The sequence below is a fragment of the Naasia sp. SYSU D00948 genome (assembly GCF_017916515.1).
Taxonomy (GTDB): domain Bacteria; phylum Actinomycetota; class Actinomycetes; order Actinomycetales; family Microbacteriaceae; genus Naasia.
Genome location: NZ_JAFMTA010000001.1, coordinates 3097804 through 3120270 on the forward strand (window position 1 = coordinate 3097804; position 22467 = coordinate 3120270).

General features: G+C 73.7%; 24 protein-coding genes. 13 read left to right on the forward strand and 11 right to left on the reverse strand.

The features are described 5' to 3' along the window. Window positions 1-50: 50 nt before the first annotated feature. Window positions 51-2813, reverse strand: a complete 2763-nt coding sequence (locus J3P30_RS14460) for a BTAD domain-containing putative transcriptional regulator (protein WP_210481696.1) — start codon at window positions 2811-2813, stop codon at window positions 51-53. A 52-nt stretch (window positions 2814-2865) separates the two neighbouring features. Beyond that, complete coding sequence (locus tag J3P30_RS14465) at window positions 2866-3255, reverse strand: hypothetical protein (protein WP_210481697.1); 390 nt, start codon at window positions 3253-3255, stop codon at window positions 2866-2868. A 100-nt stretch (window positions 3256-3355) separates the two neighbouring features. On the opposite strand from J3P30_RS14465, the gene J3P30_RS14470 reads away from it, so the two are divergent. From J3P30_RS14470 to J3P30_RS14480, 3 genes are read left to right on the forward strand one after another with little or no spacing between them, the layout of a single operon-like run. After that, on the forward strand, window positions 3356-4879 hold the full coding sequence (locus J3P30_RS14470) for an MmgE/PrpD family protein (protein WP_307807523.1): 1524 nt from the start codon (window positions 3356-3358) through the stop codon (window positions 4877-4879). Then, entirely contained in the window at window positions 4879-5790 is a 912-nt protein-coding gene (gene prpB, locus J3P30_RS14475) for a methylisocitrate lyase (RefSeq protein WP_210481699.1), read from the forward strand. Before J3P30_RS14470 ends, prpB begins: the two co-directional genes overlap by 1 nt. A 19-nt stretch (window positions 5791-5809) precedes the next feature. Next, window positions 5810-6934, forward strand: coding sequence for a bifunctional 2-methylcitrate synthase/citrate synthase (locus tag J3P30_RS14480; RefSeq protein WP_210481700.1), 1125 nt, complete (start codon window positions 5810-5812; stop codon window positions 6932-6934). A gap of 20 nt (window positions 6935-6954) precedes the next feature. Here the strand turns inward: J3P30_RS14480 and J3P30_RS14485 are convergent, their stop codons facing one another. Beyond that, the gene (locus J3P30_RS14485; RefSeq protein ID WP_307807524.1) at window positions 6955-8976 is read right to left on the reverse strand and encodes a cytochrome c oxidase assembly protein; all 2022 of its coding nucleotides are present in this window, start codon (window positions 8974-8976) and stop codon (window positions 6955-6957) included. Window positions 8977-9011: 35 nt separating this feature from the next. Beyond that, complete coding sequence (locus J3P30_RS14490; RefSeq protein ID WP_210481702.1) at window positions 9012-9275, reverse strand: hypothetical protein; 264 nt, start codon at window positions 9273-9275, stop codon at window positions 9012-9014. A gap of 132 nt (window positions 9276-9407) precedes the next feature. Here J3P30_RS14490 and J3P30_RS14495 point away from each other — a divergent pair, with 132 nt between their 5' ends. Beyond that, the gene (locus J3P30_RS14495; protein ID WP_210481703.1) at window positions 9408-10148 is read left to right on the forward strand and encodes a Pr6Pr family membrane protein; all 741 of its coding nucleotides are present in this window, start codon (window positions 9408-9410) and stop codon (window positions 10146-10148) included. Here J3P30_RS14495 and J3P30_RS14500 read toward each other — a convergent pair. After that, window positions 10099-11511 carry an NAD(P)/FAD-dependent oxidoreductase gene (locus J3P30_RS14500; RefSeq protein WP_210481704.1) on the reverse strand — a complete coding sequence of 471 codons (1413 nt, stop codon included), beginning with the start codon at window positions 11509-11511 and terminating at the stop codon, window positions 10099-10101. The genes J3P30_RS14495 and J3P30_RS14500 overlap by 50 nt on opposite strands. A gap of 46 nt (window positions 11512-11557) precedes the next feature. Here J3P30_RS14500 and J3P30_RS14505 point away from each other — a divergent pair, with 46 nt between their 5' ends. Together J3P30_RS14505 and J3P30_RS14510 are read left to right on the forward strand one after the other, a co-directional pair. Next, a complete protein-coding gene (locus tag J3P30_RS14505; RefSeq protein ID WP_210481705.1) occupies window positions 11558-12328 on the forward strand; it encodes a putative protein N(5)-glutamine methyltransferase in 771 nt (256 codons plus the stop codon). 78 nt (window positions 12329-12406) lie between these two features. Then, window positions 12407-13384, forward strand: a complete 978-nt coding sequence (locus J3P30_RS14510; protein ID WP_210481706.1) for an FKBP-type peptidyl-prolyl cis-trans isomerase — start codon at window positions 12407-12409, stop codon at window positions 13382-13384. Window positions 13385-13450: 66 nt separating this feature from the next. Here the strand turns inward: J3P30_RS14510 and J3P30_RS14515 are convergent, their stop codons facing one another. Beyond that, complete coding sequence (locus J3P30_RS14515; protein ID WP_210481707.1) at window positions 13451-14344, reverse strand: FHA domain-containing protein; 894 nt, start codon at window positions 14342-14344, stop codon at window positions 13451-13453. A 322-nt stretch (window positions 14345-14666) separates the two neighbouring features. Here J3P30_RS14515 and J3P30_RS14520 point away from each other — a divergent pair, with 322 nt between their 5' ends. Next, window positions 14667-14873, forward strand: a complete 207-nt coding sequence (locus J3P30_RS14520) for a cold-shock protein (protein ID WP_210481708.1) — start codon at window positions 14667-14669, stop codon at window positions 14871-14873. 58 nt (window positions 14874-14931) lie between these two features. Here the strand turns inward: J3P30_RS14520 and J3P30_RS14525 are convergent, their stop codons facing one another. Further along, the gene (locus J3P30_RS14525) at window positions 14932-15813 is read right to left on the reverse strand and encodes a manganese catalase family protein (protein WP_210481709.1); all 882 of its coding nucleotides are present in this window, start codon (window positions 15811-15813) and stop codon (window positions 14932-14934) included. A gap of 72 nt (window positions 15814-15885) precedes the next feature. On the opposite strand from J3P30_RS14525, the gene J3P30_RS14530 reads away from it, so the two are divergent. Then, entirely contained in the window at window positions 15886-16674 is a 789-nt protein-coding gene (locus tag J3P30_RS14530; protein ID WP_210481710.1) for a glycosyltransferase family 2 protein, read from the forward strand. A gap of 28 nt (window positions 16675-16702) precedes the next feature. After that, the gene (locus tag J3P30_RS14535; protein ID WP_210481711.1) at window positions 16703-17143 is read left to right on the forward strand and encodes a nitroreductase family deazaflavin-dependent oxidoreductase; all 441 of its coding nucleotides are present in this window, start codon (window positions 16703-16705) and stop codon (window positions 17141-17143) included. A gap of 36 nt (window positions 17144-17179) precedes the next feature. Here the strand turns inward: J3P30_RS14535 and J3P30_RS14540 are convergent, their stop codons facing one another. Next, window positions 17180-18559, reverse strand: a complete 1380-nt coding sequence (locus J3P30_RS14540; RefSeq protein WP_246852788.1) for a protein kinase — start codon at window positions 18557-18559, stop codon at window positions 17180-17182. 101 nt (window positions 18560-18660) lie between these two features. On the opposite strand from J3P30_RS14540, the gene J3P30_RS14545 reads away from it, so the two are divergent. Together J3P30_RS14545 and J3P30_RS14550 are read left to right on the forward strand one after the other, a co-directional pair. Beyond that, window positions 18661-19938: an APC family permease gene (locus tag J3P30_RS14545; RefSeq protein ID WP_307807555.1), complete on the forward strand. Its 1278-nt coding sequence runs from the start codon at window positions 18661-18663 to the stop codon at window positions 19936-19938. A 117-nt stretch (window positions 19939-20055) separates the two neighbouring features. Next, a complete protein-coding gene (locus J3P30_RS14550; RefSeq protein WP_210481712.1) occupies window positions 20056-20304 on the forward strand; it encodes a hypothetical protein in 249 nt (82 codons plus the stop codon). A gap of 66 nt (window positions 20305-20370) precedes the next feature. Here J3P30_RS14550 and J3P30_RS14555 read toward each other — a convergent pair whose 3' ends face one another. Further along, window positions 20371-20589, reverse strand: coding sequence for a hypothetical protein (locus tag J3P30_RS14555; RefSeq protein ID WP_210481713.1), 219 nt, complete (start codon window positions 20587-20589; stop codon window positions 20371-20373). After that, window positions 20582-20920, reverse strand: a complete 339-nt coding sequence (locus J3P30_RS14560) for an ATP-dependent DNA ligase (RefSeq protein WP_210481714.1) — start codon at window positions 20918-20920, stop codon at window positions 20582-20584. Before J3P30_RS14560 ends, J3P30_RS14555 begins: the two co-directional genes overlap by 8 nt. Window positions 20921-21020: 100 nt before the next feature. On the opposite strand from J3P30_RS14560, the gene J3P30_RS14565 reads away from it, so the two are divergent. Beyond that, a complete protein-coding gene (locus J3P30_RS14565) occupies window positions 21021-21347 on the forward strand; it encodes a hypothetical protein (RefSeq protein WP_210481715.1) in 327 nt (108 codons plus the stop codon). Window positions 21348-21359: 12 nt separating this feature from the next. Here J3P30_RS14565 and J3P30_RS14570 read toward each other — a convergent pair whose 3' ends face one another. Then, a complete protein-coding gene (locus J3P30_RS14570) occupies window positions 21360-21635 on the reverse strand; it encodes a hypothetical protein (protein WP_210481716.1) in 276 nt (91 codons plus the stop codon). 136 nt (window positions 21636-21771) lie between these two features. Between J3P30_RS14570 and J3P30_RS14575 the strand changes: the two genes are divergently transcribed. Further along, window positions 21772-22467: an alpha/beta hydrolase gene (locus J3P30_RS14575; protein WP_210481717.1), complete on the forward strand. Its 696-nt coding sequence runs from the start codon at window positions 21772-21774 to the stop codon at window positions 22465-22467.

Here is a 22467-nt window from a genome sequence, read left to right on the forward strand (position 1 = left end):
AGTGTAAGGGGATTGCCAGGTCGGGCGTGGTATGTCTCCCCATCCGTTGGTTAATTCGCAGTAACGAGTTCCCGGGAGCGCTGGGGCAGGGCGTCGACGAGCTCGAAGAGGTCGGGGATCTCGAGGGCGGCGCCGTCGGCGTAGGCCCGCTCGAACTCCGAGGCGGTCAGGCCCTGCGCGACGTGCTCGCGCAGGCGCCGGGTCTCCTCGCCCTCGGCGACGACGGGGTTGTAGTTGTAGCGCACGCCGATGCGGTCGACGGCGCCGAGGATCCGGGCGCCCTCCTCGTGCCGCTCGACCAGCGCGCAGGCGCCCGCGATCTGGTGGAACCCGGCCAGGGTCGAGGCGTGGTCCTCGGCGGCGAGAGCCTGGAGGGACGCCCGGCGCAGCTCCGCGATGGCCTCGCGGCCGCGACGCTGGTCGGTCAGCACCTTCCCGGCGATGTAGCTCGCCGAGCACATCATCCAGGCGTACCCCGCCGACGTCGCGACCTCGTACGCCTCGTCGAGGGACTCGAGCGCCTCGTCGGAGGCGCCGAGAGCGCGCAGCGTCTGCCCGCGGCACATGAGCACCTCGGCCCGCGCCCACGCCGGCGCCGCCTCGGCGAACTGCGCGGCCTGTCCCATGAGCTCGCGCGCCTCGTCGGCGTCGCCGAGCAGCAGCGAGCGGCCGTACGCCGTGCGGGCGAGCGCGACGGCCGGGATCGCGGCGTCGCCGGCCGCCATCGCGAGTTCGAAGGCCCGCGCGATGGTCTGGAACGCACGCTCGGCGTCCCCGGTCTGATACGCCAGCACGGTGAGGCCGAGCAGGGCGTGCGCCTCGACGAGCGGCGGGACCTCCCCCGGGACCGCCAGCGCGCGCTCGATGTTGCGGACCCCCTCTAGCAGGAGGCCGCGGCTGAACCAGTGGTGCGCCTGGCTGCCGGCGATCCGGAGCGCGCAGAGCCGGTCCTCCGCCTCGACGGCGTGGTCGAGCGCGGCGCGGAGGTCCGCGCGAAGGAGGTCGAGGGTCGCATTCGCGACCCGGGCGTCCGCGGTCCGGGTCACCGGCCCGATCCGCTCGGCGAAGTCGGCCATCCACCGCCGGTGACGGTCGTACCACTCGGGGTCGGGGTCGTCGATCGCGGCGGCCGCCCGGCGCACCGAGTCGAGGAGGCGGTACCGGCGCTGCCCGGCGTCGCCGTGCGACACCGACACGAGCGACTTGTCCACGAGTCGCGCGAGGACGCGCTCGGGCTCGTCGTCGTCGCAGTCGCAGATGCCGAGCGCGGCCTCCTCGGTGAAGCTGCCGGCGAAGCGGGAGAGCTGGGTCAGGAGCTGCTGCTGGGCGGGCGTCAGGAGGTCGATGCTCCATCGCACCGCGTTCTCGACGCTGTCGTGCCGCGCGGATCCGGAGCCGCGCTCGTCGGGGCCGGCGCCGTCGTGCACGGCCTCGAGGAGCTCGGCCGAGCTCAGCACGTCGAGCCGGGCCGCCGTGAGCTCGAGGGCGAGCGGGATGCCCTCGAGGGCCTCGCAGATCGCGTCGATCGCGTCCTCGTCCTCGGCCGCGAGGACGCCGCCGCGGGCGTCCGCGGCGCGCTCGCCGAACACCACGCGAGCGTCCGGCAGCGCCATCGGGGCGACCGGGATCACGTGCTCGCCCGGCAGCCGGAGCGGCTCGCGACTGGTGACGAGGAGGGAGGTCGAGGGACCGCGGGAGAGCAGCCCGGAAGCGACCGCGGCCACGGCGCCGATGACGTGCTCGGCGTTGTCGAAGACGAGGAGCGTCCGCCGCTCGGCGATGCGGGGAGTGATGTGCTCGAGCGTGTGCCCCGCCGCGCCCACCGTGTCGGCCACGAGCGGGAGGACCTGGTCCGGCTCGCGGACCGACGCCAGGTCGACGAACCACTGCTCGTCGTCGTCCCCGGTCGAACGGGCGGCCTCGATGGCGATCCGCGTCTTTCCGACGCCACCGGGTCCGACCAGGGTCACCAGCCGGTGACCGGCGCGTGCCGAGGCGACGGCCGCCAGCTCCTCGCGACGCCCGATGAAGCGCGTGAGGGGGTGCGGGAGCCCGGTGCGGGCGACCTGGCGCACGGAGCGGCCGAGGACCTCGGGGTCGTGGCGGACGATCGACTGGCGCAGCTCCAGGATGCGGGCGGGCGGCTCGAGCCCGCGCCAGGCGGCGAGCCGGGCGCCGAAGGCGTCGATCGCCTCGAGGGCGTCGCTGACGCGGCCCGACCGGGCGAGGGCGAGCGCCAGCAGGCGGGTCGGCTTCTCGTCGTACGGGTACTCCTCGACGGCGGACGTCATCGACACGACGGCCGCGGCGTGGTCGCCGCGCGCGAGGCGGAGCTCCGCGTGCCGCTCCACGACGCCCCGCCGCTCCTCCCGGATGCGCAGGCGCGCGGGTGCGACGAAGGGGGCGTCGATGCCGGCGAAGGGCTCGGCGGCGGAGAGCCGCACGAGCGCGGCCGCGAGCTCGAGCGCCTCGTCGCTGCCGCCCAGGCGGCCGAGCGAGGCGAGACCCGCGCGGAACCGATGCAGGTCGACCGCCTCGGCAGGGACGTCGAGAGAGTAGCCGCTGCGGCTGCCCTGGAGCAGCCCCTCGAAGCCCGCCGCTCGCAGCCGGGACAGGTAGGCCCGGAGACTCGACAGGGCGCCGTCGCCCGGCTCCTGCCACACGTCGCCGACGAGGCGGTCCGCGTCGACCGTCTCGCCGGCATCCAGCGCGAGCCGGGCCAGGATCGCCCGGGGCAGCTCGCCGGGCACCGGCAGCACCCTCCCGTCCCGCCGGACGGTGAGGGGGCCGAAGACCTCGAACTCGACGCTCATGGGATCGAGACTACGAACGACCGGGCGCTCCCCCCTGGGGGCGCCTCCGGCTTTAAGGCTCCTGCAATTCCTCGCCGGGACCGGGCGGAGGGGGCCAGATCGAGAGCTCCAGTGTCCACGCCTCGCCGCCGGAGACGATCCGCGCGCACGCGAGGGCGCGGGGGTCGTCGTCGGCCCACGGATGCGACGAGGCGGTCCGGGAGAACGTCAGCGAGCGCACGAGCGGGAGGGAGAGCAGCCGGCCGGACAGCCGCAGCAGCCCCTCCTCGTCGAGGGGCGAGGACAGCCGGAGGTCCGCGGTGAGCAGCCGCGAGCGCATCCAGCCCTGCGCGTAGCTGCCGCCGACCGAGACCATGCCGGCGTCGAGGAAGAGCATCGGCAGGCCGAGGCGGTCGAGCAGGGCGGTCGCCTCGTCGTAGAGGAGAGCGGGAGCTGTGGTCATGCGGACACGGTAGGCGCGGCCCGGCCGGCGGGACCGGCCGCGGCGGGGGATGCAATCGAGGTGCAACGCCTCCGGCCCGGGGACGCGCCAGAATGACTGGGTGCGATCCGTCCGCGTCCGCGTGTCCCGCAGCGAGGAGCTGCTCGCCCGGGAGGACCAGCTCGCCTGGCGGATCGCCGAGGTGGCCGCGGATCCGGTGCCCGTCGACGGGGACGTCGCCGACATGATCGTCAACCGCGTCATCGACAACGCCGCGGTGGCGGCCGCCGCCCTCCCCCGCCGGCCCGTCGCGTCCGCCCGCTCCCAGGCCCTCGCCCACCCGCCGAGCAGCGGCGGCGCCGGGGCGACGGTGTTCGGGATGCCGGAGGAGCGCCGGGTGTCGCCGGAGTGGGCCGCCTGGGCGAACGGCGTGGCCGTCCGCGAGCTCGACTTCCACGACACCTTCCTCGCCGCCGAGTACTCCCATCCGGCCGACAACATCCCGCCCCTCGTCGCCGTCGCCCAGCACGCCGGGCGGGGCGGGGCCGAGCTGGTGCGGGGCATCGCGACGGGGTACGAGATCCAGATCGACCTGGCCCGCGCGATCAGCCTGCACCGGCACAAGATCGACCACGTGGCTCATCTCGGGCCGTCGGCGGCCGCCGGCATCGGCACGCTCCTCGGGCTCGACGTGCCCGTCGTGTTCCAGGCCGTCGGCCAGGCCCTGCACACGACGACCGCGACCCGCCAGTCGCGCAAGGGCGAGATCTCCACGTGGAAGGCGCACGCCCCGGCCTTCGCGGGGAAGATGGCCGTCGAGGCGGTCGACCGCGCCATGCGGGGCGAGACGAGCCCGACGCCGATCTACGAGGGCGAGGACGGCGTCATCGCCTGGCTCCTCGACGGTCCGGAGGCCGCCTACGACGTGCCTCTGCCCGAGTCCGGCGAGCGCAAGCGCGCCATCCTCGACAGCTACACCAAGGAGCACTCGGCGGAGTACCAGGCCCAGGCGCTCATCGACCTCGCCCGGCGGCTGCACCGCGAGCATCCGGAGGTCGCCGACCCCGCGCGGGTGGAGTCGATCCTCCTCGCGACGTCGCACCACACGCACCACGTGATCGGATCGGGCGCCAACGACCCGCAGAAGTACGACCCGCGAGCGAGCCGGGAGACCCTCGACCACTCGATCCCCTACATCTTCGCGGTCGCCCTCCAGGACGGCGAGTGGCACCACGTGCGCAGCTACGCCCCCGAGCGGGCGTCGCGGCCGGACACGGTGGCGCTCTGGCAGAAGGTCCGCACCGCGGAGGACCCGGAGTGGACCCGGCGCTACCACTCCCCGGATCCGGCCGAGCGGGCGTTCGGCGGCCGGGTCGTCGTGACGCTGACCGACGGCACCGTGATCGCCGACGAGCTCGCCGTCGCGGACGCCCACCCCCTCGGCGCCCGGCCCTTCGGGCGCGCCGACTACGTGGCGAAGTTCCGCACCCTCGCCGAGGACGTCCTCGAGCCGGCCGAGATCGAGCGCTTCCTCGACGTCGCGCAGCGGCTCCCCGAGCTGCCCCCCGCCGAGCTGGGCGGCCTGACGATCACCGCCCGGCCGGGCCTCCTCGAGTCCGCGCCCGCTCCGAAGGGTCTCTTCTGATGCTGCACTCCCCCGTCTCCGCCGCGGACAAGCGCGCCGCGTTCCGCAGGCGGCTGGCCGCGGGCGAGCTGCTGCAGCTGCCGGGCGCCTTCAACCCGCTCTCGGCACGCCTCATCGAGCGGAAGGGCTTCGACGGCGTCTACGTCTCCGGCGCCGTGATCTCGGCGGACCTCGGGCTGCCCGACATCGGGCTCACGACGCTCTCGGAGGTCGCCGGCCGGGCCGGGCAGATCGCGCGGGTCACCTCGCTGCCGACCCTCGTAGACGCGGACACCGGGTTCGGCGAGCCGATGAACGCCGCTCGCACGGTGCAGGTGCTCGAGGACGCCGGCGTTGCCGGCCTGCACATCGAGGACCAGGTGAACCCGAAGCGCTGCGGCCACCTCGACGGCAAGCAGGTGGTCGACCGCGACACCGCGGTGCAGCGGATCCGCGCCGCGGTCTCGGCCCGGCGGGATCCGGAGCTGCTGATCATGGCGAGGACGGACATCCGGGCCATCGAGGGCCTGCCCGCGGCCCTCGATCGGGCGAGGGAGCTCGTCGACGCGGGCGCCGACGCGATCTTCCCGGAGGCGATGCACGACCTCGGGGAGTACGAGGCAGTGCGCGAGGCCGCCGGCGTCCCCGTGCTCGCGAACATGACGGAGTTCGGCAAGAGCGACCTGTTCACGCGCGACCAGCTCGCGAGCGCCGGGGTGTCGATCGCGATCTACCCGGTCTCCCTGCTGCGCCTCGCGATGGGCGCCGCCATGCGGGGTCTCGACGTCCTGCGGGCCGAGGGCACGCTCGCCCCCGTCGTTTCGGAGATGCAGACCCGCGCGGAGCTCTACGACCTGCTGGACTACGCGGAGTACAACCGGTTCGACGACGGCATCTTCGACTTCAGCCTCGAGGGGCACCGCCACAGCTGACACTCGCGAAGGAGCGGACATGAGCGACACGACGGAGATCCGGAAGGGCCTCGCCGGGGTGACCGTGGACGTCACGGCCATCTCCAAGGTGAACCCCGAGACGAACTCGCTCCTCTACCGCGGGTATCCCGTGCAGGAGCTCGCGGCGAGCACGAGCTTCGAGGAGGTGGCCTGGCTGCTCTGGCACGGCGACCTGCCGACCCGGAGCGAGCTCGCGGGTCTCGTCGAGCGGGAGCGCGCGCACCGCCGGCTGGAGCCCGAGATCCGCGCGATCGTCGACACGCTGCCGACCACGGCCCATCCAATGGACGTCGTCCGGACGGCGGTGAGCGTGATGGGAGCCGTGGACCCGGCGACGGAGGACTCCTCCCCCGAGTCGGACCTCGCGAAGTCGGAGCGGCTGTGGGCGAAGCTGCCCGCCGTCATCGCCTGGGACCAGCGCCGGCGCCGGGGGCTCGACCCGGTCGAGCCGGATGACGACCTCGACTACTCGTCGAACTTCCTCTGGATGACGTTCGGGAGGCGGCCGGACCCCGTCGAGGTCGACGCGTTCCGGGTGTCGATGGTCCTCTACGCCGAGCACTCCTTCAACGCGTCCACGTTCACCGCCCGGGTGGTCACCTCCACGCTGTCCGACCTCTACTCCGCGGTGACCGGTGCGATCGGCGCCCTCAAGGGTCCGCTGCACGGCGGCGCGAACGAGGCGGTGCTGCACACCTTCGACGAGATCGGGCTCGGGCCGGGTGCTCCTGACCGCGCGGTGCGCTGGCTGGACGAGGCGCTCGCTCAGAAGCGGAAGATCATGGGATTCGGGCACCGCGTCTACAAGCGCGGGGATTCGCGCGTTCCCACGATGCGGGCCGCGCTCGAGCGCCTCGTCGAGCACTACGACCGTCCCGACGTCATCGAGCTCTACACCGCGCTCGAGCAGGCCATGACCGAGCGGAAGGGCATCCTGCCCAACCTCGACTATCCCTCCGGCCCCGCCTACTCCCTCCTCGGCTTCGACACGCCGACGCTGACGCCGCTGTTCGTGGCGTCCCGGGTCACGGGCTGGACCGCGCACATCATGGAGCAGCGCGCCGCCAACGCGCTCATCCGGCCCCTCTCGGAGTACGTCGGGCCGGACGAGCGGCACCTCTGACGCCCGAGCACGCTCCGCGCTCAGCCGCGGCGGTCGCGGTCCGCGAGGGACGCGAGGCGGGCGTTGTAGGCGTTCAGCTCGGCGTCGCCGTCGCGCTCCGCCGCGCGGTCGGAGCGCTTCGCCACCCGGGCCTCGGAGCGCACCCACTGGCGGACGACGATCATGGCCGCGAGCACGCCCGGCACCTCGCCGGCCCCCCATGCGAACCCGCCGCCCGCGCGCTGGTCCTCCAGCAGGGCCGCGTCGTCGGTGTAGCCGAGCGCGTGCCACCAGTCGAGGGCGAGCACCTCCTCCTGCGTCATGAGCGCGAGGCCGAAGAACGCGTGCGCGGCGAGCGTCATCAGGAGCACGAGCAGCCGCAGCGGCGGGCTCGCCCGCTTCGGCCCCGGATCCTCGCCAATGAGGACCCAGAAGAAGAGGTATCCGCCGAGCAGGAAGTGCAGGACCATCAGCACGTGGCCCTGGTGCTCCGACAGGGAGAACGGGAACCACCCGCTGTAGTAGAACGCGGGCAGGCTTCCGGCGAAGATCACGGCGGCCACGACGGGGTTCGAGACGATGCCGGCGACGCGCGAATGAACCAGGACGAGCATCCACTCGCGGATGCCGCGGCTCCCGTCCTGCCGGGCGGGCAGCGCCCGCAGGGCGAGCAGGACGGGCGCACCGAGGACCAGCAGAGGCGGCACCAGCATCATCAGGCCCATGTGCTGGATCATGTGCGTGCTGAAGCTGACCGGGCCGTACACGCCGGGCCCGCCGCTCGTCACGTACACGAGGGCGAGGCAGCCGAGCAGGAACGGGACGGTGCGCCGGAGCGGCCAGGCGTCGCCGCGGGCCCGCAGCCGGCGGACCCCCACGACGTAGGTGGTGGCGAGGACGCCGGCGAGCAGGAGGAACGCGAGGTCCGGGTGCCACTCGGTGAGCATCCGGAGCGGGGTGACGGGCGGCGGCTCGGGGTAGCCGACCAGTCCGAGGAACGCCTCCGCGGGCTCCTCGCCGACCGGCGGGGCCGCACGCGACAGGGCGACCGACAGCCCCATCGCCACCGCCATCAGCAGCACCTCGCCCGCCGCGAGCCGGAGGAACGCCCGCCTGCTGCCGGGAGCCTGCCGCAGCCTCGGAAGGAGCGCGCGGCGGTGGCGGATGCCCGCCAGGCCGAGGGCGACGAGCAGGACCGTCTTCGCGAGGACGAGGAGCCCGTACTCCGTGAGCAGGTTCGCGGGCGAGCCCAGGCGGAGGTACGCGTTGACCGTCCCGGACAGGACCACGGCGAAGAACGCCCAGCCGGCCAGCACCGAGTAGCGCCCGGCGACGACCCCGAGGTCGTCCCCCACCCGGCGGCGCAGGAGCAGCAGGGCGACGAGGCCGCCCAGCCAGGCGGTGACGGCGACGAGGTGGATCGCCATGCTGCTGACGGCGTTGCCGTGCTCGGTCGCGCCGGCGGCGTGCCCGGAGAGGGCCAGCGGGAGCAGCGCGGCGACGGCGAGCGCGGTGGCGACGGCCACCCACGCGATCCTGCGCGCGAGCAGACTCGCGACGAGTGCCCCCGCCGCGAGGAGCACGGACACGAGCAGCTGCTGACCGAGCTCGAGCCCGGTCGCGAAGTACCACAGCTGGTCGCGGAGGAGCTCGCTGCCGAGCGGCGCCCCCATGACGTCGGCGGCGGTGAGCACGAGCACGGCCGACCCCGAGAGGACCCAGACGCCGGCGGCGATCGCCGCCCAGCGGACGGCGCTCCACTGGCTGAAGCTGACGACGCCGGGCACCTCCCGCTGGCCCGGAAGGGCGAACGTGGCGAGGATGAGCAGGCCGATCGTCACGGCGGCGGACCCGTCCGCGAGAAGCCGGGCGACGGGGAGCCCCGCCGTCACCGCGAGACCAGGGTCCCCGATCGGCCGCGGGAGCAGGGCGCCGGTCAGCGCCAGGCCGGCCAGGAGCGCCGCCGCGGCGAGCGGGATGCCGGCGAGCAGCACCGCGCCGATCGCGTCGGCGGAGCGGGCCGGAGCCTCGCGCTCCTGCCGCACGTCCTCCGCGGTGCTCACCGCTCCACAGTAATCCGCGCCGCCGAGGAGCCCGCTCAGTCGTAGACCCGCACGACCTGCCACCCGGTCTCGGACTCGACGATCTCGAACATCAGCGACTGGCCGCCCGCCGTGGTGCCCTGGAACCGCCAGCCGACGATCCGGCGGGCGGCATGGGTGAGCGCCGGGCACCACTCGTCCTCCGTGAGAGCGGTCGGGGTGTCCGTGACCCGGTAGCGGACCCGCTCCCAGACGAGCCGCGCGGGGATCCCGTTCACCAGCCAGACGGCGACCTCGGCGGGCGCGGCGAGCATGGTCATCGATCCTCCATTCGAAACTGTGTTCGAGTGCGTCGAGACTACGTCGCGCCGTCGCGACACGCCAAGGGCGCCCCCCGCCTCCCCTCGGGGTGGCCCGGAGCCCGCCGCCGGTTTCGGTATCGTCGGGGGATCATGGCCTGGCGCACCGTCATCGGTCTCGTGCGTCTCGCCGCCGCCACAGCCGGGATCGTCGCCCTCGTCGCCCGCTTCCTCTACGGCGCGAGCTTCCGCAGCTTCGTCTCGACCGACTTCTTCGGGTACCTCACGGTGCAGAGCAATCTCGCCGCGGTCGGGGTCCACCTGTTCGCCGGCATGCTGGCTCTGCGCGGTCAGGCGGAGTCGCGGCGCTTCACCGAGCTCCGGGCCGCCGTCACCTGCTTCCTCCTGGTCGCCGGGATCGTGTTCGGGATCCTCGCGAGCCAGGCGCCGAGCCAGGGCTACCGGCTCGACGTGCCCTGGTCCGACCAGGTGCTGCACTTCTTCCTGCCCACGTACGCGCTGGTCGACTGGCTCGTGTTCCCCGGACGGCAGCGGGTGCGCTGGCGCACCCTGCTCTGGATGCTCGCCTACCCGGTGGCGTGGGGCCTCGTCACGATCGTGCGCGGCCAGCTCGTGGGCTGGTACCCCTACTTCTTCCTCGACCCGGCGCAGGCCGGCTACCCGCTCTCGTTCCTCCTCTACTCGGCGGGGGCGCTCGGGCTGTTCCTGGCGATCGGCGTCGGCCTGACCGCGGCGACCCGCACGCCGCCGCTCGCCGAGCAGGACCTGCGGCGGCCGATCACCGACCACGGTCCCGGACGGCTCGCGCGAGCGGTGCTCGCCCTCACTCCCCCGCCGCGGCGAACGGCGCGAGGCTCGACACCACGGCGGTGAGCAGGGCGTCGTCCTCCAGCTCGGCGAGGCTCTCGGCGGCCTCGGCGCCGACCAGCCCGACGAGCACGGGATCGCCCGTGAGGGGGCGGAGGTTGACCCAGTCGGCGATCGGCAGGCCTCCCCCGAGGACGGACCAGAGGACGGCGTCGCTGTCCCAGAAGGCCTCGTCGAAACGGACCCAGACGAGGTCCGCGACCCCGACCCCCAGCTCGGCCACGGCCGTGCGCTGCGCGAACGGGAGCGCGGGGTCGAACGTGAGCCCCTGGTTCTGCAGGACTCCGAGCGGCACGGTGACGACGGCACGGTCCACGCTGACCGCCTCGCCCGTCCCGAGGCGCAGGCTCACGCCCTCCTCGCTGTAGCTCACGGTCGTCACGGGCGTCGAGAGCCACACGTCGAGCCCGTCGACCAGGTCGGCGACGAGCCGATCGAAGCCGCCGAGCACGAGCCGTCCACCGGTGCCCGGGGAATCCAGGGAGGCGTACCACGAGGAGAGGTCGGCGGTGGACGCGCCGAGCGGAAGGGCGACGCGCTCCCGGAGGTACGCCGCGAGCCGGTCCTCCTGCGACGGCTGCCCGTCGCCCGACAGCTCGCCCGCACCGGACTCGCGGAGGGCGTCCTCGAGCGACACGTCGGTGGGCCTGCCCGCCGCCCACTCGAGGGCGGTCCGCACCGCCTGCTCGCCCACGGGATCCGGCTCGGCGCCCTCGCCGTCCGATGTCACGAGCAGCGGCACGGGAGGGACGTCGCGCGCGTCGACCTCGAGCCGGTCGAGCACGGCCGAGAGGCTCTCCGCACCGCGCCCGCGGACCCACGCCGCTCCCAGCTCGACCGGCACGGGCCACTCGTCGCTCGACACGGTCGAGATGCGGCCGCCGATCCGGTCCCGGGCCTCGATCAGGGTCACCGTGTGCCCGTACTCCGCGAGCCTCCGTGCGGCCGTCGCCCCGGCGGCACCGGCGCCGATCACGGCGACGCGCTCCGGACCCGCGGTCGCCGCCTGCACCTCCGCGGCCGCCCGGACGCCGGACTCGATGGCCCCGCCGACCGTGCCGGGGTCGTCGTCCGAGGTCGCCTCGCCGGCGAAGAACACGCGCTCGCCCACCGGCGTGCGCAGGGCGGCCCGCTGCTCGGGCGACGAGCCGACGGCGACGTAGCTGTACGCCCCGCGCGCGAACTGGTCGCTCCCCCACCGGCTGCGGACGAGGGCCGCGGGCGCCGGCACTCCCGACATCGGGGATGGCGTCGGCGTGGGGGTGGGCGTGGGGGTCGGCCCCGGATCCTGGGGCGTGCACGCCGACAGGACCAGCACCGAGAGGCCGGACGCGGCCCCGGTGAGGAAAGTCCGTCGCGTGAAGCTCATCCTGGCGCTCAGCCTAGTCAGCGGCGCCCCCGGTCCCGGCTAGGGTGTGCCCGTGCGCCACGAGCCCGCGGTCGTCGCCCGGCTCCGCGCCGCGGGCTCCGTCTTCGCCGAGGAGGAGGCGGCGCTCCTGACCGCCGAGGCCGCGGACGACGCCGAGCTCGCGGTCCTCCTCGAGCGCCGGACCGCCGGCGAGCCCCTCGAGGTCGTCCTCGGCTGGGCGCTCTTCCGCGGCCTGCGCATCGCCGTCGAGCCGGGGGTGTTCGTGCCGCGCCGGCGCACCGAGCTGCTCGCGCGGGAGGCGGTGCGGGCGGCCTCGGCCGGCGCCGTCGTGGTGGACCTCTGCTGCGGCACGGGCGCGGTCGCGGCGGCCGTCCTCGCGGCGGTGCCCGGCGCCGAGGTCCATGCGGCCGACGTGGATCCCGCCGCCACGCGGTGCGCCCGCCGGAACCTCGGCGGCGCCGCCGCGGTCCACACCGGGGATCTCTACGACGCGCTGCCGGCGTCCCTCCGCGGCCGGGTCGGCGTGCTCGCGGCCAACGCCCCGTACGTGCCCACGGCCGCCGTCGGCACCATGCCGAGGGAGGCCCGCGAGCACGAGGCGCTCGTGGCGCTCGACGGCGGCGCCGACGGACTCGATCTGCACCGCCGGATCGCATCGGGCGCGGCGTCGTGGCTCGCGCCCGGCGGTCGGGTGATGATCGAGACCAGCAGGAGCCAGGCCGCCGGCACCGCCGCACTGCTGCGGGGCGCCGGCCTGCGGACCCGGATCGTGCACTCGTCGGCGCTGGACGGGACCGTCGCTCTCGGCCGGCGCTGAGGCTCCGCAGGGCCAACCCGAAGGCCGGACGGGGTAGCGTGACGGGGTTTGCATCCGCTCCCCCGGAAGTCGGTCCCCGTGCCCCGTCGCCTCCTGCCCCTCCTCTCCTCGGCCGCGCTCCTCGCCGCCCTCACGGCGTGCAGCTCGGACGCCCCCGCCCCGTCCGCGTCGACCCCGACGGCCGACGCCGCCGTCGACGTGTGCTCGGCCACGTCGGGCGCGGCGTCCGAGGCCGTCGCGGTGACGGGCGAGCTCGGGACGGCGCCCACGGTGACGTTCGAGGCGGGCATCGACGCCGGCACGACCGAGCGCACGACGGTGATCGAGGGCGGCGGCGACGAGGTCACCGCCGGCTCCAGCGCGACCGTGGCCTACAGCATCTACAACGGCGGCACCGGCGAGCTCATCGAGACCTACGGGTATGCCGACGACCAGCCGGTGACCTTCGCCGCCGACGCCACCAAGCTCCTGCCCGGGCTCGCCAAGACGATCGGCTGCGCCACCGTCGGCTCCCGGATCGCGTCCGTCATCCCCGCCGCCGAGGCGTGGGGCGCCGAGGGCAACGAGCAGGTCGGCGTCGCGGCCGGGGCCTCCCTGGTGGCCGTCATCGACATCGAGTCCGTGGTGCCGACCCGCGCCTGGGGCGAGGAGCAGCCCGCACCCGAGGGGCTGCCGACGGTCACGCTGGCCGACGACGGCGCCCCGACGGTTGCCGTGCCGAGCACGGACCCGCCCGCGGAGCTCCAGGTTGCGGTCCTCAAGAAGGGCGACGGCGAGGTCGTGCCGGACACGGCCACGGTGACGGTCCAGTACCAGGGCGTGCAGTGGGACACCGGCGAGGTCTTCGACCAGAGCTGGGGATCGGGACCGACGTCGTTCTCCCTCGATCAGGTCGTCCCGGGCTTCTCGCAGGCGATCGCCGGGCAGACCGTCGGCTCACAGGTGCTCGCGGTGATCCCGCCGGCCCTCGCCTACGGCGAGGCGTCGGGCGAGAACGCCCACGAGCTCGCGGGCAAGACGCTGATCTTCGTGATCGACATCCTCGCCATCAACTGATCCGCGGCGGACGACAGCGAGCCCCGGCGGTGCTTCCGCCGGGGCTCGCTTCTCGTCCGTGCTGTGTCAGACGGCCTCGACCTCGACGACCGCGGAGCCGCCCAGGTTGAGCGAGTCGCCGGGCAGGAGCCGGATCGCCTCGTCGCTCGGGACCAGGCGCGGCGACCCGGCGCGGGTCAGGACCGTCCCGTTGGTGGAGGCGAGGTCGAGGGCGACGACCGCCTCGCCCTCGATGCGGATCTCGAGGTGGTTCCGCGAGATGTCGGTGAGCACCGGGTCGAGCGCGACGTGCTCGGCCCCGGGCTCGTCGGCCCGGAGCGACGGGCTGCGTCCGAGGACCACGGTGTGGTCGGCGACGATCCGGCGGCCGTCCTCGAGGACGAGCGCCACCGCGAGGTGTCCCTCGGGGGACTCGTCCTCGGCGTCGGGCGACTCGGGCTCCGCGGAGCCGGCGCTTCCGCGGACGAAGCCGGGGACGCGGTTGGTCTCGCCCAGCTCGTCCGTGTCGACCGACTCCGCAGCGGCCTCCTGGGTGTCGCCGAGCTCGAGGAGGGACTCGAAGAGGTCGTCCGCGTCGTCCTGGGTCGCCTCGAGGGCCGGGACCGGCGCCTCGCCCGCGACCGCGGCCGGGGCCGCCTCGCTCCCGTCGTGACGCCCGACGAGGAGCGGGAGGGCGTCGTCGATCTCCTGTCCCTCGGTGCCGGCGCGCACCTCCCTGCCGTCGGGGTCCTGGGCGACGAGGCCGCCCTGGGAGAAGACACGGAATCCGTCGCCGTTGCGGACGACGAGCACGAACTCGGCGGCGGCGTCGAGCGCGGCGAGCGCGGGGATCCTGTCCTCGGCCTCGGCGGAGCGCTCGTGCTCGCGCTGGCGACGACGGGACGGGAGAGCGTCCATGGGCTGCGGGGCGACGAGACGGACGTCCGTGCCCTCGTCGAGGGTGAGCGGTGTCGCGGTCATGTGATGCCACCTTCTTTCGGGATGAGGCCGACGCTCGGCAGTGTGCCCCGCTCGGGGACCCCCACAGCGCGGCACGCTCGGCGTGTCGCCATCCCGGAGGGCGCCGCGCCCCCGAATCCGCCCTCTCGCGGGGGCGTCGAGCAGCCTCGCAGGTCACAGACATGGCGTTGCACAGGAACTGGCGTTACCGTGGCCTACGTAGTTGTGTTGTGAGCTTGCATTTCTCGGCTGCCGGTGACGGCATCCTCGGGGATCGGATCGACAGCGTGACATCGGCGTCGCGGAATCGCCGCGGCGCCCCGAGGAAGAGAAAGAGAAAGACATGCCGACTGGCACCGTCAAGTGGTTCAACGCAGAGAAGGGTTTCGGCTTCATCGCTCCGGATGACGGAGGGGCCGACGTGTTCGCCCACCACTCCGCCATCGACGCGCGCGGCTTCCGCTCGCTCGACGAGAACCAGCGCGTGGAGTTCGAGATCGTCGCCGGCGCGAAGGGCCCGCAGGCCTCGAACATCCGCGTCCTGTCCTGACCCACTCCCAGCGCCACGAAGGGGGTCCCGCCGATCGGCGGGGCCCCCTTCTGCGTCCTCACTTCTTCTCGACCGCGTCCTTGACGATCCCCATCGTCTTCTCGACGAGGTTCGGCTTCGCCGTCGTCCCGTAGAGCCGACCGTCGGGCTGAGTGGCCGGCGGCATCGGGGCGCTCGTCCCCGGTCCTTCGCGGTAGCTGAACTGGCCTTTGCCGTCCGGTGTGGGGCCACTCGCCCATGAGCCCTCGGCGGCGGCCGCGCCGTCCGAGAAGTTGATGTACTCGTAGGAGACGCTGCGCTCCTCCTTCGACAGCGGGAAGTTGCTCGGCACCGGCAGGTCCTCGTGCCCCTCCTCGCGGAGCTCCATAGCCGCCCGGATCCACTGGTTCTGGTGCATGGTGTCCCGAGCGAGCAGGAACGACAGCAGGTCGCGGACGCCGTGGTCGTCGGTCATGTGGTACAGCCGCGCCACCTGGAGCCGGCCCTGCATCTCGGCGTTCGCGTTCGCGGTGAAGTCGGCGAGCAGGTTGCCGCTCGCCGTGATGTACGACCCCTGCCAGGGATTCCCGTTGCTGTCCACGGCCCGCGCTCCGGCGCCGGCCACGATGGCGTGCTGCACGTCCATGCCGCCGATGACCGCTCCCAGGGCGGGATCCGCGTCGGCCGTGTCCTCGGCCCCCTGCACGGGCGTCTTCTCCAGCAGCTGCGCGATCATCACGGCGAGCATCTCGACGTGACCGAGCTCCTCCGCCCCGATGCCGAACAGCAGATCGCGGTACTTGCCCGGGAGGTGGGAGTTCCAGGCCTGGAACCCGTACTGCAGGGCGACGGTGATCTCCCCGTACTGCCCGCCGAGCACCTCCTGCAGGCGCCGGGCGAAGATCGGGTCGGGCTGGGAGGGCTTGGCCTTGAACTGGAGCTCTTGTCGATGGAAGTACATGTGCGTCCAATCTGTCGGGGTTACCCCTCGACGCTAAGAAGCGCCCCGGCGCCCGTGATAGGACCTTGACTCATGACGGGAGCGCGGACGAGCCTGGAAAGGCCGGGCCAGGCTCCCCGAGGAATCCTCACGGTCGCGGTCGTCATCCCGGTGAAGGACGACGCCCCGCTCCTCGCGCGATGCCTGCGGGATCTCCGCCGGCAGACACGCCCGGCGGACGAGGTGATCGTCGTCGACAACGGCAGCGCCGACGAATCCGCCGCCGTCGCGGCGGCCGCCGGAGCGCGCGTGGTGCCGGAACCGGTGCCGGGCATCCCGGCGGCCGCGTCCACCGGCTACGACGCCGCCACGGCGGACGTCCTCCTGCGCTGCGACGCCGACAGCAGGCTGCCCCCGGACTGGATCGAGCGGATGCTCCACAGCCTCAACGGCGTCGACGCGGTGACGGGCCCCGCCGTCTTCTACGACCTGCCTCCCCGCCTGCGGCCGCTGCGCCGGATCCTCGCCGACGTCTACCTCGGCGCCTACGCCGCGACCGGTCGCCTGGCTCTCGGGCACGCACCGCTCTTCGGGTCGAACCTCGGCATGCGGCGCGCCGCCTGGCTCGAGGTCCGGTCCTCGGTGCACCGCAGCGGGACAGAGCTGCACGACGACCTCGACCTCAGCGTTCACCTCGGCGTCGGGCGCCGCATCCGGTGGAACCGCCGGCTCGTCGTGGGCATCTCCAGCCGCCCTTTCCGCGATCGCGCCGCGCTGTCGCGCCGCTTCCGGCGGGGGATGCGGACGATCCGCATGCATTGGCCCGAGGAGTACCCGCCCTACCGGTGGGCGCGACGACTCCGGGGGCCGCATCGGGAATGAGGCGGGCACCGGTGCGGTTGTCGCCGGTATGCCACTGAGCGGAGAGTACGCACCCAGCACAGCCGATCACGCCCGCGAGCAGGCGGAGCTCTACGAGCGGACGGGAGGCGCCGAGGGCGGGACCCTGCGCGGGCGGCCCGTGATCGTGCTCACCACGGTCGGCGCGAAGACGGGCAAGCTGCGCAAGACCGCGCTCATGCGCGTCGAGCACGAGGGCGAGTACGCGGTGGTCGCCTCGATGGGCGGCTCGGACCGGCACCCGGTGTGGTACTGGAACATCCTCGCCCACCCCCACGTGGAGCTGCAGGACGGCCCCGTCAAGAAGGACTACCTGGCCCGGCAGGTGCACGGCGCCGAGCGCGAGGAGTGGTGGCGCCGGGCCGCCGAGGTCTGGCCCGACTACGACGTCTACACGACGCGCACCGATCGGGAGATCCCCGTCTTCGTGCTCACGCCGATCGAGGACTGACGCTCGGGGACCCCGGCCGACGCCGTCCCCTCCCGCTCAGAGGGAGGGGATGGTGTGCTGCGCCCCGGCCGCGCGGAGGTCCAGCTCGTTCATCGCGATCGCGGCGAGATCCTGCAGCGTGGCCACGTCGTCCTCGGTGATCCGCCGCGGCTCGAAGTCGAGCACGCACAGCGTGCCGAGGCTGTGCCCGTCGGACGTCCGCAGCGGCACGCCCGCGTAGAACTGCAGGCCGAAGTCGCCCGCCACCAGCGGGTTCTCCTTGGCGCGCGGGTCGCGGCGCGCGTCCTCGATGATCCACGGCCCGTCCTGGAGCACGGCCGACGCGCACAGGCCCGGGTCCCGGTCGATCTCGGTGAGCTCCAGCCCGTGGTGCGACTTGAACCAGATCCGGTCGTGGTCGACGACGCTGACGATCGACACCGGAGCCTTCATCACGCGGGCGGCGAGGGCCGTGAGCCGGTCGAAGGACGGCTCCGGCATCGTGTCGAGCAGGCCGTACCGGCGCACGGCGGCGAGGCGCGCCGCCTCGTTCGCGGGGACCACGCCGGGGGCCACCGGGCGCTGCGGCACGCCGCTCTCGGCGATCGCGAGCTGGCGCAGCGTCAGCACCAGGTCCTCGATCGCCGGACGGTCGCCGGCCTCCCTCGCGGTCATCGCGACCAGCAGGTCCCGCCACCCGGGCGGCACCGCCTCGGGCACGACGGGGTCCTCGGTCAGGCGGCGCAGCGCGGACTCCACGAGGCCGCCCGGGAACACCACCTGTCCCGTGAAGCACTCGAGCAGCACCAAGCCGAGCGAGTAGATGTCGCTCGCGCCGGTCACCGGCTCGCGCCGCACCTGCTCGGGGCTGAGGTACGCGGCCGTGCCGGTCGTGACCTCGCTCTCGTCCGGGACCCGTCCCTCGAGGTCCGCGATGCCGAAGTCGGTGAGCTTGGCCCGGATCAGGCGGCCGCTGCCCGGCTCCTCCAGCAGGATGTTCGCCGGCTTCACGTCGTGGTGCACGACGCCGACGCCGTGCATGTACTCCAGGCCCTCGGCGAGGTCGTAGCCGAGCTGCGCGACCTCGAGCGGGGTGAGCGGCCCCTCGGCGAGGCGGGCTCGGAGGTTGGACCCCTTCACGAGCTCCATGACAAGGTAGATCCGGGGCAGACCGGACTCGGTGATGTCCACGCCGGCGTCGAGGAGGGTGACGACGCTGTGGTGGCTGAGGGAGGCGAGCATCTTCACCTCGGACCGCTGGCGGCGGATCTCTTCGTCGTCCGCCAGGCCCGGCCGGAAGAGCTTGATCGCGACGTCCCGCCCGAGCAGCTCGTCCCGCGCCTCGTAGACGGAGGCCATGCCGCCGCGGCCGAGAACGTCGCCGATGCGGTACCGCCCGCGGAGCGACTCGGTCGTGTCGGCCGTGGCTGTGCTCAACGAGCCCCCCTTCGTCGGTTCAGTGTAAGCGAGGACCCGCGCGCGGGGCCGGGCGGGTCGACGGGCCGTCCGCGCCTCGGGCAGACTTCCCTCCTGTGAGCATCCCGGCCGACCCCGTGCCCGGCCCCGTGACCTCCGCTCCTCTCGCCCGGCGGCTCGGGACCGTGGACGCCGTCGTGCTCGGGCTCGCCTCGATGATCGGCGCCGGGGTCTTCACCGCGTTCGCGCCGGCGGCCGCCGCCGCGGGCACCGGCCTGCTCGCGGGACTCGCCCTCGCCGCGGTCGTCGCGTTCTGCAACGCCACCTCCACGGCCCAGCTCGCGGCCGCGCATCCGGTCTCCGGCGGCGTCTACACCTTCGGCCGCCTCGAGCTCGGCCCCTGGTGGGGGTTCCTCGCCGGCTGGGGCTTTGTGATCGGCAAGACCGCGAGCATCGGCGCGATGGGGCTGACGGTCGCCGCCTATCTCGCTCCCGAGGGGTGGGCGCGGCCGGCCGCGATCCTCGCGGTGCTCGCCGTCACCGCGGTGAACCTGCTCGGCGTGACGCGGACGGCCGCGGCGGCCCGGGTCCTCGTCGCCGTCGCGCTGGCGGGGCTCGCGATCGCCGTGGCGGCCGCCCTCGGCTCGGCGGATCCGGCCCGGCTCTCGGCGGAGCCGGGACCCGACGGCGGGCTCTACGGGATCCTGCAGTCGGCCGCTCTCCTGTTCTTCGCGTTCGCGGGCTACGCCCGGATCGCCACCCTCGGCGAGGAGGTGCGGGATCCGTCCCGGACGATCCCGCGGGCGATCGTCGGGGCGCTCCTGCTGACGATGCTGATCTACGGCACCGTGGCCGCCGGGCTGCTCCTCGCGCTGGGCCCGGAGCTGCTGGCGCGATCGCCCGCGCCGCTGGCGCGTGCGGCTGAGGAGGCCGGCTGGGCATGGGCGGTGCCGCTGATCGGGATCGCCGCCGGCCTCGCGTCGCTCGGCGCGCTCCTCGCCCTCAGCGCGGGGATCGGCCGGACCGTGCTCGCGATGGCGCGGAAGCGCGACCTTCCGCCGGCGCTCGCCGCGGTCCACCCCGGGTCCTCGGTCCCCCGGCGGGCGCAGCTCGCGGTCGCCCTGGCCGCGTGCCTCCTGCTCGCGGTCGCCGACCTGCGCACGGCGATCGGCTTCTCGTCCTTCGGCGTGCTGCTCTACTACCTCGTCGCCAATCTCGCGGCTCTCCGCCAGGCGGAAGGCTCCCGCCGCTACCCGCGCCCCCTCCAGGTGGTGGGCGCGGCGGGATGCGCGCTTCTCGCCCTCACGGTCCCGCCCGCCTCGCTCGCGGCCGGGGCGGCCGTGCTGGCCGCCGGTCTGGTCTACCGGGCGGTCCGGCTCCGGATGGCCGCCCGTCGCTGAGGGGCGCCGAGGCAAGGGACCAAGGTCCGCCTGTTCGCTTTGCGGATAGCCGAACTGCATCGGGCGCGGATTGTCAAGTCCCTATGGCGCGGGAGGTGCCGCTGGTTTGCTGTCCGCATGACGCTCCACATGGACGCCGACCTGCTCGAGATCACGCCCCTCAGCTCCTCGGAGTGGCGCGTGTGCGACGGCCGGCTCCCCGCCGGCGACGCCCGCCGGCTGATCGCGCGCGTGGAGCGCGCGCCCCACTACGTGATGGTCCACTGGGTGGCGCCGCACCAGGGCTGGGCGGCGTTCCCGTCCCTCGAGTCCGCCCTGCGGGCCCTGCGGCTCACCTGCGCCGCGCGTCCGCTCGCCGCCGCCTGACCCGCGTCAGCCCCGGACCCGTCCGGTCCGAACGGCTCCTGCGCCATTCCTCGGACGGCTCCTGCTCTATTCCTCGGACTCGATGTCCTGGTGCAGGGCGATCGGAACGCCGCGGGCGATCATGATCCGGGCGAGGCTGGGCCTGCCCTCCCCGTAGTTGACCTCGAGCCAGACGGACCTCCCCTCCTCGAGCACCGCGTCGATCTCCTTCTGGACGTCGTCGATCGAGCGCCCGGCGATGGTGTACCTGTGGCTGTCGTAGTGGACGTAGACGCGCTTAGCCACTCTCACCGTCTCCCTGGTCGTCGCGGTGGCGCTGTTCCGGCGGCTCGGGGACGATGCGCAGACCGGCGGACGAGTTCGCCGTCGCCATGAGGTCCTCGATCCACGCACGATTGATCGCCGGGGGTCGGCCCCCGTGGAACTTGTACACGATCGAGATCGACGGATGCAGCCACACGACCGAGCGGCCGTTGCCCACCGCCGAATCGTCCCGCCAGGAGAAATAGAGCGACTCGTTGCGTCGCAGCTTGGCCCCGATCACGATCTGCAGGTGCGCGAGCACCCGGTCGTCGAAATCGACCACGAGCGTCGAGTCGTACGTGAATTTGCCCATCGCCCCATTCCGTCGCCTCCCACGGTCCTCCCCCGCAGGGGTCCAGTCAATCCCCTTACGGACGCCGGCGAACAGGAGCATCGTCACCACCGTGCGGCGGGTGTATTACGCAGGCAGCTACGTGCTGACGAGCGACAGGGTGTGCAAGGCGCTTCTGCGATTCGCTCGCGCGCTCGCCGAGGCGAACCAGTCCGATGTCGTGAGCGTCCCCGTGGTCGCCGAAGGGGGCGGACGGGTCTACGCGCACTTCCTGGTCGGCCCCGCGAGCGAGATCTACTCCGTGCCGGTCGAGAACAGCCCGGACGAGCCGTTCGACGAGGACGTCGTGCGGGACCTCGAGGAGCGCACACGGGTCCTGCATCCCAGCGCCCCGCTGTGGCCGGACGAGATGACCGACGTGCAGGACCTGGACCTCGACCTCCTCTGATCACGGCTCGCCTCAGCGGCCGTTCGGAGGGCCCCCGTACACGCCCTTCCGGTAGACGGCGGGCGGCCGGTAGAGCACCGAGCGGTCCGCGGCCTCGAGCGACGTGTAGCGGCCGAGCAGCCGTCGCTTCGCCGGGTCCACGTCGAAGGAGACGACGCGGTAGTGCTCGTGAGGGCCCCCGCGATCGATCAGCCTCACGATCGCCGCCGGGATGCGCTCGTCGTCGCGCATGAGCACCCACTCGTCGCGGCCGATCCGGATCGGACCGGTGCCGAGCCACCGGGTCACGCCGTGCCTCCTCCCCCGAAGAAGCGCCCGGCCGCGCGGAAGCGATCGTACCGGCCGTCCCTGACAGCGGTGAGGGTGCTCGGCGACCTAGGCCGGAGCGGACGACCCACGTAGGGTCGGACGGAGGAGGTGCGCGATGGCGGCGGCGACCGGAGCACACAAGCTGGGCCGGCTCCGCGCGCAGCCGGGCCTGCCGACCCGGGATCCGCTGCGGCCCGGCCTCCACGGGCTCGCGGGGCCCGGCGGGGACCACGTGCTGCTCGTCCCCGAGCAGAGCCCCGACACGCCGATCCCCCTCGTCGTGTTCCTGCACGGCTCGGGCGGCAGCCCGGTCCGGTCCCTCGCCTATCTGCAGGAGGAGGCCGAGCGGCTCGAGTTCCTGCTGCTCGTCCCCAAGTCCTTCCACTACACGTGGGACGTGATCCTGGGCGGCTTCGGTCCGGACGTCGAATCCCTCGACCGCGTGCTGACGGAGGTGTTCGAGCACTTCCCGGTCGATCCTGAGCGGGTGCTGCTGTCCGGGTTCTCGGACGGCGCCTCATACGCGCTGACGCTGGGCCTGCTCAACGGGCAGCTGTTCCGGCGAATCCTCGCCTACTCCCCGGGTTTCGTGGTCCCCGGACCTCGGACGGGGCGCCCGGCGGTCTTCGTCTCCCACGGCACCGACGATCCGGTGCTTCCGATCGACCGGTGCAGCCGGGTCATCGTGCCGCGGCTGCGCGCCGAGGGGTACGAGGTCGACTACCGCGAGTTCCCGGACGGGCACGTCGTCCCGCCGGCCGTGGTGGCCGCCTCGCTCGAGCCCCTCGGGGAGCCGCTCGACGGCAGGTGA

Bases quoted from the DNA above. Each gene is read 5' to 3' on its own strand.
- J3P30_RS14460 (WP_210481696.1), bottom strand. From the start codon at position 2,813: ATGAGCGTCGAGTTCGAGGTCTTCGGCCCCCTCACCGTCCGGCGGGAC.
- J3P30_RS14465 (WP_210481697.1), bottom strand. From the start codon at position 3,255: ATGACCACAGCTCCCGCTCTCCTCTACGACGAGGCGACCGCCCTGCTC.
- prpB (WP_210481699.1), top strand. From the start codon at position 4,879: ATGCTGCACTCCCCCGTCTCCGCCGCGGACAAGCGCGCCGCGTTCCGC.
- J3P30_RS14480 (WP_210481700.1), top strand. From the start codon at position 5,810: ATGAGCGACACGACGGAGATCCGGAAGGGCCTCGCCGGGGTGACCGTG.
- J3P30_RS14490 (WP_210481702.1), bottom strand. From the start codon at position 9,275: ATGACCATGCTCGCCGCGCCCGCCGAGGTCGCCGTCTGGCTGGTGAAC.
- J3P30_RS14495 (WP_210481703.1), top strand. From the start codon at position 9,408: ATGGCCTGGCGCACCGTCATCGGTCTCGTGCGTCTCGCCGCCGCCACA.
- J3P30_RS14500 (WP_210481704.1), bottom strand. From the start codon at position 11,511: ATGAGCTTCACGCGACGGACTTTCCTCACCGGGGCCGCGTCCGGCCTC.
- J3P30_RS14515 (WP_210481707.1), bottom strand. From the start codon at position 14,344: ATGACCGCGACACCGCTCACCCTCGACGAGGGCACGGACGTCCGTCTC.
- J3P30_RS14520 (WP_210481708.1), top strand. From the start codon at position 14,667: ATGCCGACTGGCACCGTCAAGTGGTTCAACGCAGAGAAGGGTTTCGGC.
- J3P30_RS14525 (WP_210481709.1), bottom strand. From the start codon at position 15,813: ATGTACTTCCATCGACAAGAGCTCCAGTTCAAGGCCAAGCCCTCCCAG.
- J3P30_RS14530 (WP_210481710.1), top strand. From the start codon at position 15,886: ATGACGGGAGCGCGGACGAGCCTGGAAAGGCCGGGCCAGGCTCCCCGA.
- J3P30_RS14535 (WP_210481711.1), top strand. From the start codon at position 16,703: ATGCCACTGAGCGGAGAGTACGCACCCAGCACAGCCGATCACGCCCGC.
- J3P30_RS14550 (WP_210481712.1), top strand. From the start codon at position 20,056: ATGACGCTCCACATGGACGCCGACCTGCTCGAGATCACGCCCCTCAGC.
- J3P30_RS14560 (WP_210481714.1), bottom strand. From the start codon at position 20,920: ATGGGCAAATTCACGTACGACTCGACGCTCGTGGTCGATTTCGACGAC.
- J3P30_RS14575 (WP_210481717.1), top strand. From the start codon at position 21,772: ATGGCGGCGGCGACCGGAGCACACAAGCTGGGCCGGCTCCGCGCGCAG.